We start from the raw sequence: 10451 nt of genomic DNA, 5'->3' as shown, positions 1-10451 counted from the left end.
CCGCGGTCTTCGACGTCCTGGACGACTGCACCCGAACCCTCGTCGGCTGTCACGCGACGATCGCGGAGACCGCCGAAGGCGCCCTCACCGCGATCCGGCAGGCGTTCGACGAGTACGGCACCCCCGCCCTCATGCTGTCCGACAACGGCACCGCGTTCACCAGCCGACTGACCAAACCCGGGTCGATCTCCACCTTCGTTCAGTGCCTACTCGACCACGGTATCCGGCCGATCAACTCCAGCCCCTACCACCCGCAGACCTGCGGCAAAGTCGAACGCCACCACCAAACCCTCAAAAAATGGCTGAGCACCCAGCCAACACCGAACACCATTACCGACCTACAGACACTGCTCAACATCTACCGCCGCTACTACAACACCCAACGACGCCACAGCGCCCTACCCGCACGCGCCACCCCCGCCCACACCTGGGCCGTCGCACCCAGCCTCGGCGGACCCCACAGCCCACCCACACAAACCGACGCCACCCTGCACCACTGCCGCGTCAGCCAAACCGGCGCAATCCGCATCGCCGGGCACCGCACCAGCGTCGGCACCACCCACGCCGGCACCACCGTCACCGCCATCCGCGACAGCAACCACGTCACCGTCTACGACCCCCACGGGCAACCCATCGGCCACCTACACCTGCAGCCCGACAAGGACTACATCACCCTCACCCGAACAACATGATCAACAACCCATGACACATCTATCGGGACTTCACCTTGACACATGTCTCGGGACAGCACAGTTACGCCGTAACGGAAACTGTCCAAGATCTCCGGTAATGCACGGCGCACGGGCACGGCGCACGGGCACGGCGCACGGCGCACGGGCACGGCGCACGGGCCGCGGCGCGCGGCGCACGGCGCACGGCGCTCCGGCGAAGCGCGGAGCGGTCAGAAGAGGACCGTGGCGAGGGTGCCGATCGGCTGGAAGCCGCAGCGCTCGTAGACCCGGCGGGCTGGGAGATTGAAGTCGTTGACGTACAGGCTGACGGTGGGGGCGACCCGCAGCAGCGCGTCGCGGACCACGGCTGCCATGGCGGCCGTCGCGATTCCTCGACCCCGCCACTCGGGTGCCACCCAGACGCCCTGGACCTGCGCCGTCCGCTTGGTGACGACGGCCAACTCGGCCTTGAACACGACCTTGCCGTCGACGAAGCGGGCGTACGCCCGACCGGCCCGGACCAGGTCGTTGACCCGTCGGCGGTAACTGCGTCCGGCGTCTTCGGCCAGCGGGGAGACGCCGACCTCCTCGGTGTACATGGCCACCGCGGCGGGGAAGAGTCGATCGACCTCGCCGGAGCGGACCTGGCGTACCTCCGGGTCGGCCGGTACGGGTGGCAGGGTGTCGGTGGCCAGCAGTGGCTGGTTGGGGCGGACGTCCCGCGCTGGCCCCCACGTGTCGGAGAGGCGGTCCCACAGCCCGAGCACCGCATCGGCTCGGCCGACGATCGAGGAGCAGAGCCGCTCCTCGCCGGCGAGGAGGTCGGCGAAGGCGGCTACCGCGGCGTCGGTCGCCAGCACCGGCGTGAGGTTGCCGCCGAGCCAGCACAGTGATTCGAGGTTGCGGCGCGCGCCGTACCCCAGGATTCTGCCCTCGGCCCGCCACCAGGACAGCCCGCGCGCGGCGATCCGCTCGGCGACCTGCGCGCCCGCGAACGGGTCATGGTCGAGTAGACGCTCGACCGCGCGGCGCTCCGATTCCCCCAGTTGGCGTACCGGCACCGTCAGCACGCCTACCAGCCTGCCAGATCGACCCCCCGCTTCGCCGGTCGAGTGGCAAGGCCGGCACCGGCTCGGCCGGCGCGCTTGTCGGCCGGGTCCGCCCGGCCCACCTGACGACCGGGGGCACCAGTGCCCCGAGCAGGAGAAACAGGGCACCGAGCACCAACCAGCCCGGTACGCCCCAGCCGAGCGCGAGGGTGGTCACCACCACCGGCGCGAGCATCTTGCCCAGTTCGTAACCCATGCCGTACGTCCCCTGGTACTGCCCCTGGGCGTCGGCCGGCGCCAGCCCGAAGGAGATGCCCCAGCCGGCGGCGGAGTGCCACAGCTCGCCGGTCACGTGGGCGATCGCCCCGACGCCGAGCAGGCTCACCGCGCCGACGGTGGGCAGTGCGCCGCTGGCGGCGAAGAGTACGCAGGCCAGGGCGATGGCCATACCCGCGCGACGGGCGGCGCGGGCGGCTCCGGGCAGTGTGGTGGCGCCTCGGGCGGCGCGGACCTGGAGGAGCACCACGAGCACCGTGTTGACAAGCGTCAGCGCGGAGATCATCCAGATCGGCGCGTTGGTGTGCCCGGCGATCCACAGCGGCAGCGCGATGGTGAGCAGGCTGAAGTGCATGGACATCAGCCCGTCGACGAGGGTGAAGGCGAGGAACGGGCGGTCCCGCAGGGCGATCAGTCGGGGGCCGTGCGTCGGGGCTGCGATCGGGGCGACGCTGGGCAGGCGGAGGAAGATCGTCGCCGCGGCCAGGGATGCCGCCGCGGCGGTGAGGATCAGCGCGACGTAGCCGGTTCGGGTGTCGGCGGCGATGGCGAAGCCGCCGAGGACCGCGCCGACGGAGATCCCGACGTTCGTGGTGGCACGCAGGTAGGCGCGGGTGCGTACCCGTTGGTCTGCGGGGATCGCTCCGGCGATCAGCGCGCCCCGGGCGCCGCGCTCGATGGCGTCGGCGAGCGCCGTGGCGGCTCCGACGAGCACGAACGTGGGGAACGAGCGTACGGCGATCAGACCTGTGGTCAGGGTGCCGGCGGCGAACAGTGCGCCGACCTGCACGCCGCGGGGGCCGACGCGGTCGGCCAGGTAGCCGCTCGGTGTGCTGGCCAGTACGCCGACGAGGGCCGAGATGGTCAGACCGATGCCCACCTGGGTCGCCGACAGGCCGACCGAGCGGGTGAGGAAGAGCGCGCTCGCGACGAGCCAGAGCCCTCGGCCGACGGTCTTGACCAGGGTGCCGATGGTGAGGACGCGGGCCGGGCCCGGTGGGGGAAGCAGGCGCATGACCGGGACGCTAGCAAGACGTACGTACGGTTTGCAATTAAAGCCTTGTCGCCGATGCGTTGAAGACTTGTCGCCGATGCGTTGCCGATATATCGTTGATGCATCAGCGACAGTACGAAGAGAGGAAGAACCCGATGCGGTTCCACCGACAGCACCACCAGATGCACGAGGCCCGGATGCGCGGATTCGGCTTCCCGCCGATCCCGCCCGGCCCGCACGAGCACGGACCCGGCGGCCCCTGGGGCGGTCGAGGCCGTGGCCGGGGTCGGGGCCGACGCCCCAACGTCCGAGCCGCCGTGCTGGCCCTGCTCACCGAGCGGCCGATGCACGGCTACGAGATGATCCAGGAGATCGACTCCCGCACCGGCGGTGCGTGGCGGCCGAGTCCGGGCTCCATCTACCCCACTCTCCAACTGCTGGAGGACGAGGGCGTGATCGTCGCCAGCACGGAGGAGTCCGGCGGCGGGCGGAAGCGGTTCACGGTCACCGAGGCCGGCCAGGCCGAGGCCACCGAAGCCGCGCAGACCCCGGCGTGGGCGGACGTCGCCCAGGGCACCGTGAGCAGTTGGCACGACATCCGCGACTCCGGCGCGCAGGCGATGAACGCCCTGCGTCAGGTGATGATGAACGGCACCGACGACCAGCGTGAGCGGGCCGCCCAGGTGCTCGACGAGACCCGGCGCAAGCTGTACGCGATCCTCGCCGAATCCGAGTGAACCGAAGCGCACGACAAGCACGACAAGCGCCACCCAAAAGCGAGAAAAGCGGCCGTCTTCCCGAGGGGAGGCGGCCGCTTTCCGCAGGCAGTGGAGATCAGTGCACGGTGACGGTCGGGCCGCTGATCAGCCCGCGCAGTTCCTCGGGAAGCTCGGCGCCCATCTCGTCGGCGATCCGCAGCGCCTCCTCGATGAGCGTCTCCACGATCTGCGCCTCGGGCACCGTCTTGACGACCTTGCCCTTGACGAAGATCTGGCCCTTGCCGTTGCCCGAGGCGACGCCGAGGTCGGCTTCGCGAGCCTCACCCGGACCGTTGACGACGCAGCCCATCACGGCGACCCGCAGCGGCACCGGCAGCCCTTCCAGGCCGGCGGTGACCTCCTCGGCGAGCTTGTAGACGTCCACCTGGGCGCGTCCGCAGGACGGGCAGGAAACGATCTCCAGGCCACGCTCGCGCAGACCCAGCGACTCCAGGATCTGGTTGCCGACCTTGATCTCCTCGACCGGCGGGGCGGACAGCGACACCCGGATGGTGTCGCCGATCCCCTCGGCGAGCAGGGCACCGAAGGCGACCGCCGACTTGATGGTGCCCTGGAAGGACGGGCCGGCCTCGGTGACGCCCAGGTGCAGCGGGTAGTCACACTGCTCGGCGAGCTGCCGGTACGCGCGGATCATCACGACCGGGTCGTTGTGCTTGACCGAGATCTTGATGTCGCGGAAGCCGTGCTCCTCGAACAGCGAGCACTCCCACAGCGCCGACTCGACGAGCGCCTCGGCGGTGGCCTTGCCGTACTTGCTCAGCAGGCGCTTGTCCAGCGACCCGGCGTTGACGCCGATCCGGATCGGCACTCCCGCCGCGCCCGCGGCGCGAGCGATCTCCTTGACCTTGTCGTCGAACTGGCGGATGTTGCCCGGGTTGACCCGGACGGCCGCACAGCCGGCGTCGATCGCCGCGAAGACGTACTTGGGCTGGAAGTGGATGTCGGCGATCACCGGGATCTGGGACTTCTTGGCGATCGCGGGCAGCGCCTCGACGTCGTCCTGCGAGGGCACGGCCACCCGGACGATCTGGCAGCCGGACGCGGTCAGCTCGGCGATCTGCTGGAGCGTGGCGTTGATGTCGGAGGTGAGGGTCGTGGTCATCGACTGCACGGACACCGGCGCGCCGCCGCCGACCGGCACCGAACCCACCATGATCTGGCGGCTGGCCCGACGGGGAGCGAGCGGCGGGGGCGGCACGGCGGGCATACCGAGACTGATAGCTGTCACTTCAGGCACTCACCTTGAGAAGAGCGTGATGGGGTTGACGACGTCCGCGGCGATGGTCAGCAGCGTGAACGCGCCACCGATCAGGATCACCACGTACGTGAAGGGCATCAGTTTGAGGTAGTCCACCCGGCCGGGGTCGGTCCGGCCGATGCGCGCGTAGACCCAGGAGCGGGCCCGTTCGAACCAGGCGATGGCGATGTGGCCGCCGTCCACCGGGAGCAGCGGCAGCAGGTTGAACACGCCGATGAAGAAGTTCAGCGACACGAAGAGCATGAAGAAGACGAGCCAGGCGTTGTTCTCCACCGCCTCGCCGCCGAGCCGGCTGGCGCCGACCACACTGATCGGGGTGTCGGCGTCCCGTTCGCCGCCGGTGAGGGCGGTCCACAGGGCGGGGACCTTCTGCGGGAGGCGTTTGAGCGCCTGGGCGGTGCCGACGGCCAGGTCACCCGTGAAGTCGGCGGTGGCGCCGAAGGCGCCGACCGGGCCGTACGTCACGCGGGTGGGCGTGCTGGGGACGAGCCCGACGCCGAGCGCGGCCACCGGCGCGGCGGCGCCGCTCGGGTTGTCCAGCGGCGGACGCTGGGTCTGCGCGAGCACCGTGCTGGCGCTGCCCGGCTGCCCGTCACGGACGTACTGGATCTGCGCGGTCTCCCCCGGCTTGAGCGTGCGCAGGGTGGTGAGCAGGTCGCCGTAGTTGCCGACCGGGGTGCCGTTGATCGAGGTGATCCGGTCACCGTTGCGCAGTTGCGCCTGGGCCGCCGGGCTGGCCGCGTCGGCGGACGTGCACTCCCGCACCGCGTTCTCCGGCACCACGCACTGGCTGAGCTGGATGACGGCGGGCTCCTGGCGGGCCTGCCCCTCGGTGGTCGGGAAGTCGGGGTTGGGCAGGCCGGCGGAGACGGCGAGGATCCAGATCGTGACCAGGGCGAGGGCGAAGTGGGTGATCGACCCGGCGGCCATCACGATCGTGCGCTTCCACACCGGGTAGCGCCACATCACGCGCGACTCGTCGCCCGGCTCGACGTCGTCGTCCTGCGGCGTCATCCCGACGATCTTGCAGAAGCCGCCGAGGGGGATGCCCTTGAGGCCGTACTCGGTCTCACCCCGCCGGAACGACCAGATGGTGGGGCCGAAGCCGACGAAGTACTTGGTGACCTTCATCCCGAACATCTTGGCGGTCAGCAGGTGCCCCGCCTCGTGCAGACTTACCGAGACGAGGATGGCCAGGGCGAAGAGGACCACCCCGAGCAGGTACGACATCAAGCTCCTTCCACCGAACCCGCGATGATCTCCTGCGCGTGCGCGCGTGCCCACGACTCGGCCGCGAGCACGTCGTCGACGGTACCTGGTTCGTCGAAGTCCGGAGCGTCCTCCAGCACGCGCTCGAGGGTGTCGACGATGCCGAGGAACGGCAGTCGGCCCGCGACGAACGCCGCCACGCACTCCTCGTTCGCCGCGTTGTAGATCGCCGGGCGGCAGCGCCCGGCCTCCCCGGCGGCCTTGGCCAGGGCGACGGCCGGGAACGCGACGTCGTCAAGCGGAGCGAACTCCCAGGTGTGCGCGGCCGTCCAGTCGACGGCGGTGGCGGCCTGGGGCACCCGGTCCGGCCAGCCGATGCCGAGCGCGATGGGCAGCCGCATGTCCGGTGGGCTGGCCTGGGCGATCGTCGACCCGTCGACGAACTCGACCATCGAGTGGATCACCGATTGCGGGTGCACCATCACGGTGATGTCGGCGTACGGCACGTCGAACAACTCGTGCGCCTCGATCACCTCAAGCGCCTTGTTGACCATGGTCGCCGAGTTGATCGTGACGACCGGCCCCATGTTCCACGTCGGGTGGGCGAGCGCCTGCTCCGGTGTGACCTGCGTCAACTCGTCGCGCCCCCGACCCCGGAACGGGCCGCCGCTGGCTGTGACGATCAACCGCCGCACCTCGCCGCGCGTCCCGCTGCGCAGGCACTGGGCCAGCGCCGAGTGCTCCGAGTCGACGGGCACGATCTGCCCCGGCCGCGTCACCGCGGCCTTGACCAGCGGGCCGCCGGCCACGAGCGACTCCTTGTTGGCCAACGCGAGGGTACGACCACCCCGCAGCGCGGCCAGCGTAGGAGCGAGGCCCAGCGAGCCGACCACCCCGTTGAGCACGATCTCGCACGGCCACTGGGCCAGCTCGGTCATGGCGTCCGGCCCGGCCACGATCTTGGGAAGCTTGAAGTCTCCGGTGGCCCAGCCGCGCCGGCTCGCCTCGGCGTAGAACGCGAGTTGCAGATCCTGCGCGGCGGACGCCTTGGCCACCCCGACCGCCTCGACGCCCAGTTCGAGGGCCTGCGCGGCGAGCAGCTCGACGTTGCCGCCACCCGCACCCACCGCGACCACCCGGAACCGGTCCGGGTTGCGCCGGACGATGTCGATGGCCTGCGTGCCGATCGAACCGGTGGACCCGAGCAGAACGAGGTCGCGGGGGGAAGTCACGCGCCCATTCTCCCCCACGGTCACTGAACACCCGCTGGGAGCCTCAACCCTCCCCGCCCACCTGTCCCGCGCCGCGCGCCGCGCGCCGCCCGCCGCCGACCCTTGATCGACTCGCCTTCCAGGAAACCGGGCTATCCCCGGCACCCGGACACCCCAACTTCAACGAAACCGTGTCGATCAAGCGTTGTCGTCGGCCGAGTCGGTGGGCGTCGCATCCGACGCCTCCTCGTCGAGCAGTTCGGCCGGGTCGATGGCGAACTCGAACGGCTCCCGCATGGCGAAGGTGCTTCCCGCCGCAGCGGCGGCCAACGGGCGGTATTCACCGTCGACCAACTCGAACAGGGCGATCGTCGGCACCCGGTTGCGCAGGTCCACCCGGAGAAAGAACGGCACCCCGACGGCCGCGTACTCCCGGGGCCTGTCGATCACGTCCTTACGCCGGTTACCCGGGGAAACGATCTCCCCCAACAGCACCGCCTCGGCGATGGGAACCGTGGTGCGCCCACCGCCCGAGTTACGCAACACAGCGATGTCCGGGATGAAGAGATCACCCCCGGAGATCACGTTGATCTCCGGATAGACCCAGAATCCGGCCTTCCGCGCAGCACGGTGCAGCACGTACGGCAACTCTCGCTCGACCGACTGATGATCGATTCCCGCGTGTGGTGTCCCGATCACGCTTCCGCTCAGGACCTCAACCTTGGGGCCGTTGGTCTCCGGCAACAGGTCGAGGGCGAGCTGCGCGGTCCACGGCTCGTCGTGCCACCGCAGCACGTCGAACGACGGCTCGGTGTGCTGCGGCGCCGGCTCCGGCTCCGGCTCCGGCTCCGGCTCCGGCTCCGGCGCGAACGCGGCCTGGGCCATTCGGGCTCACCCCCTCAGCGGACCATCCTGCTCAGCTCAGCCTAGTCCCGCAGCCCCGCGAAAGCCTGGCCGCACAGCGTGTCCGTCGATGCGCGGGCGACCGACAGTGTCGTCTCACAACTGCCCCTCAGTCGAAGCCGAGCCCGCACTCACGGCGAATTGCCGTATTCGCCAAATGACCGCTGATCCGAGGCAGTGCGGACAGAGCCTTTTCACTCAGCTCAAGGCGCTGGCCGCGGGGTCGGTTCGTTGAAACGAACTCCCCGTTGTCCGTGGAGGCTCACGGGATCATCCGCGAATTCCGCCCGTGGAGCTGCGGGGGCATGGGCTCACCGCCGTTCCACAACATCTCCAGCGCCTCATTGCGCTCCTCGTAGGCTTCGATGAGGTCATATGCCCGCTTAGACGACGACGGCTCCAGCAACCAGAGGTAACCATCGAACCGACCCCCGCGAGTACAGCTCGATTAGCTCTACGTAGTCGGGCGGCAGTTCGGGACCGATCGCCGCGAAGGTCTGCCCGTTGATGATCGACTCGTTGGCGAGCTCGACCGGCTCCCGCATGACGAACCCAGTCCCGGCAGCAGCAGCAGCCGCCGCCGCCGGCCGACACTCCCCCTCGGTCAGCCAATACAGCGCGAGGGTGGAACCCGTTTGCGCAGGGTTGACGCGGAGAAGAACGGCACGGCGACTACGGCGTATTCGCACGGGCGGTCGATGGTGCAAGCAGGTGCAGATTCCATTTCGAAGAGCTTTCGCCGCATCCGGCTATTCGCCAACAACCACTTCGGCGTAGGTCTCGTCGTATTTTCCAGGATCAAGTGCCAAACGGCCGTCCCGGTCAACGAAGAAGGCACCACTCTCGTAGCATGCATTGAATAGCGAAACCATCTGATGAATGCTGGAGAACTCGAGTTCGGTCGGCTCACCAACAAGGACTCCTGCTACCCGAACCCCATCTTCTCCAGGGTTCCAAGCGGCAGCGTAAATGTCCCCGCCGGCCGTGGTCAAGAGTGGGAGGAAGTGCTCACCCAAGACCGGATCCCCGGCATAGGAGGGCACCAGGCGCCCCGCTTCCTCGATCGACAACGGATTGTAGCCGGGGATGACATTCACATCATCTTGCAACTGTCCCGGCCGCTCCTCCACCCCGTTGCACCACCGAAACCACTCGATAACAGTTTCCGGCAATTCTTCAACCCAAGAGAGGCTCAAGGTCCGAGGATCGGTCAGTCCCGGCCGCAGCAACGAGACCACGGATCGCTCGAGGCGACGCAGGTGAGAAACTAGTTGATCAAGTTCAGTAGTCAACATCGCTTACCTAACTCAGCTACTTGACCCGGACGGAGTAAGAGCCCCCGTTACCAACCCCATTATCCCGAAGGAACGGCCACAGCGAATCCCGCCCATGCGAGACGTTCTGCGCCTTGTTAATCAGCCGCAAAGTCGCCCCCGCTCCACCCTCGTTCGTGGATGCGAACGGGAACTCCTCCCAGGAAAGGGCCTGCCCGTCGGCATCCGTGCCGAGATTACCAGGGCGGGGCAAGCCCGATTGAGCGGCGTTGCGGTTTGCACGGATGGCGGATCGAAGTGGCTGCAGAGCGGGAGCGAACGTTCCGGTAGGCGTGGTGATCGATGACGACAGACTCCTCCCCGGAGATCGTCAGGGTGCCGCCCCACCCCCGGCACCACCACGCACGACTGGTTCGTGCAGATCTTGGACAGTTTCCGTTACGGCGTTACGGCGTAACGGAAAGTGTCCAAGATCTGCGGGCGGCGGCCGATCCGGGCGCCCATTCCGGACCCTCCTCAGAGACCGCGGGGTTGCCAACCCGGACCTGCGACAGATCTTGGAGGGAAATCGCCCCTCCCAGGGCCGTTTCCTTCCAAGATCTCTGGTGAACGAGTTCGCCGAGCGTCTCAGCGGCGGTTGTTCAACTGCTTCGCGCGGGTTGACGCGATGAAGGCGGTCCAGGCCGACTCGGTGAAGGTCAACGCCGGACCCTGCCGGTCCTTGCTGTCGCGTACGCCGACCGCGTCGGCGAACCCGGCCACCTCGACGCAGTCACCCTCGCCGCCGGACCGGGTCGACGTGCGCCAGATGCCACTGATGATCGACT

General features: G+C 68.8%; 11 protein-coding genes. 2 read left to right on the top strand and 9 right to left on the bottom strand.

Annotation, left to right across the window (positions count from 1 at the left end; genetic code table 11):
• Window positions 1-692 (top strand): transposase (locus ACGFH8_RS28710; protein WP_393373068.1); only part of this gene is annotated, 692 nt, incomplete at its 5' end.
• 209 nt (window positions 693-901) lie between these two features.
• Here the strand turns inward: ACGFH8_RS28710 and ACGFH8_RS28705 are convergent.
• Together ACGFH8_RS28705 and ACGFH8_RS28700 are read right to left on the bottom strand one after the other, a co-directional pair.
• On the bottom strand, window positions 902-1741 hold the full coding sequence (locus ACGFH8_RS28705) for a GNAT family N-acetyltransferase (RefSeq protein ID WP_393373065.1): 840 nt from the start codon (window positions 1739-1741) through the stop codon (window positions 902-904).
• The gene (locus ACGFH8_RS28700) at window positions 1671-3011 is read right to left on the bottom strand and encodes an MFS transporter (protein ID WP_393373063.1); all 1341 of its coding nucleotides are present in this window, start codon (window positions 3009-3011) and stop codon (window positions 1671-1673) included. Before ACGFH8_RS28700 ends, ACGFH8_RS28705 begins: the two co-directional genes overlap by 71 nt.
• A gap of 134 nt (window positions 3012-3145) precedes the next feature.
• Here ACGFH8_RS28700 and ACGFH8_RS28695 point away from each other — a divergent pair, with 134 nt between their 5' ends.
• A complete protein-coding gene (locus ACGFH8_RS28695; protein ID WP_393373060.1) occupies window positions 3146-3727 on the top strand; it encodes a PadR family transcriptional regulator in 582 nt (193 codons plus the stop codon).
• A 97-nt stretch (window positions 3728-3824) separates the two neighbouring features.
• Here the strand turns inward: ACGFH8_RS28695 and ispG are convergent, their stop codons facing one another.
• From ispG to ACGFH8_RS28660, 7 genes are all read right to left on the bottom strand, one after another.
• Window positions 3825-4997 (bottom strand): flavodoxin-dependent (E)-4-hydroxy-3-methylbut-2-enyl-diphosphate synthase, encoded by a 1173-nt coding sequence (ispG, locus tag ACGFH8_RS28690; RefSeq protein WP_393373057.1) that lies wholly within the window; start codon window positions 4995-4997, stop codon window positions 3825-3827.
• 9 nt (window positions 4998-5006) lie between these two features.
• Window positions 5007-6257 (bottom strand): M50 family metallopeptidase, encoded by a 1251-nt coding sequence (locus ACGFH8_RS28685; RefSeq protein WP_393373054.1) that lies wholly within the window; start codon window positions 6255-6257, stop codon window positions 5007-5009.
• A complete protein-coding gene (gene dxr / locus ACGFH8_RS28680; RefSeq protein WP_393373051.1) occupies window positions 6257-7468 on the bottom strand; it encodes a 1-deoxy-D-xylulose-5-phosphate reductoisomerase in 1212 nt (403 codons plus the stop codon). The genes ACGFH8_RS28685 and dxr overlap by 1 nt, the downstream gene beginning before the upstream one ends.
• Window positions 7469-7645: 177 nt before the next feature.
• Complete coding sequence (locus tag ACGFH8_RS28675) at window positions 7646-8332, bottom strand: Uma2 family endonuclease (protein WP_393373048.1); 687 nt, start codon at window positions 8330-8332, stop codon at window positions 7646-7648.
• A gap of 767 nt (window positions 8333-9099) precedes the next feature.
• Window positions 9100-9645 carry a hypothetical protein gene (locus tag ACGFH8_RS28670; RefSeq protein WP_393373045.1) on the bottom strand — a complete coding sequence of 182 codons (546 nt, stop codon included), beginning with the start codon at window positions 9643-9645 and terminating at the stop codon, window positions 9100-9102.
• A 16-nt stretch (window positions 9646-9661) separates the two neighbouring features.
• Window positions 9662-9877 (bottom strand): NucA/NucB deoxyribonuclease domain-containing protein, encoded by a 216-nt coding sequence (locus tag ACGFH8_RS28665; protein WP_393373042.1) that lies wholly within the window; start codon window positions 9875-9877, stop codon window positions 9662-9664.
• Window positions 9878-10251: 374 nt separating this feature from the next.
• Window positions 10252-10434, bottom strand: a complete 183-nt coding sequence (locus ACGFH8_RS28660) for a DUF397 domain-containing protein (RefSeq protein WP_393373088.1) — start codon at window positions 10432-10434, stop codon at window positions 10252-10254.
• Window positions 10435-10451: the final 17 nt, after the last annotated feature.

Source organism: Micromonospora sp. NPDC049175 (genome assembly GCF_043197345.1).
In the GTDB taxonomy this organism is placed as follows: Bacteria; Actinomycetota; Actinomycetes; order Mycobacteriales; family Micromonosporaceae; genus Micromonospora.
The sequence above is the reverse complement of the archived record's forward strand: the minus strand, read 5'-3'. Positions and strand labels throughout refer to the sequence as shown.

Excerpts from the sequence above, each read along its gene's own strand:
- ACGFH8_RS28675 (WP_393373048.1), bottom strand. The coding sequence starts at position 8,332 with ATGGCCCAGGCCGCGTTCGCGCCGGAGCCGGAGCCGGAGCCGGAGCCG.
- ACGFH8_RS28700 (WP_393373063.1), bottom strand. The coding sequence starts at position 3,011 with ATGCGCCTGCTTCCCCCACCGGGCCCGGCCCGCGTCCTCACCATCGGC.
- ACGFH8_RS28685 (WP_393373054.1), bottom strand. The coding sequence starts at position 6,257 with ATGTCGTACCTGCTCGGGGTGGTCCTCTTCGCCCTGGCCATCCTCGTC.
- ACGFH8_RS28695 (WP_393373060.1), top strand. The coding sequence starts at position 3,146 with ATGCGGTTCCACCGACAGCACCACCAGATGCACGAGGCCCGGATGCGC.
- ACGFH8_RS28670 (WP_393373045.1), bottom strand. The coding sequence starts at position 9,645 with ATGTTGACTACTGAACTTGATCAACTAGTTTCTCACCTGCGTCGCCTC.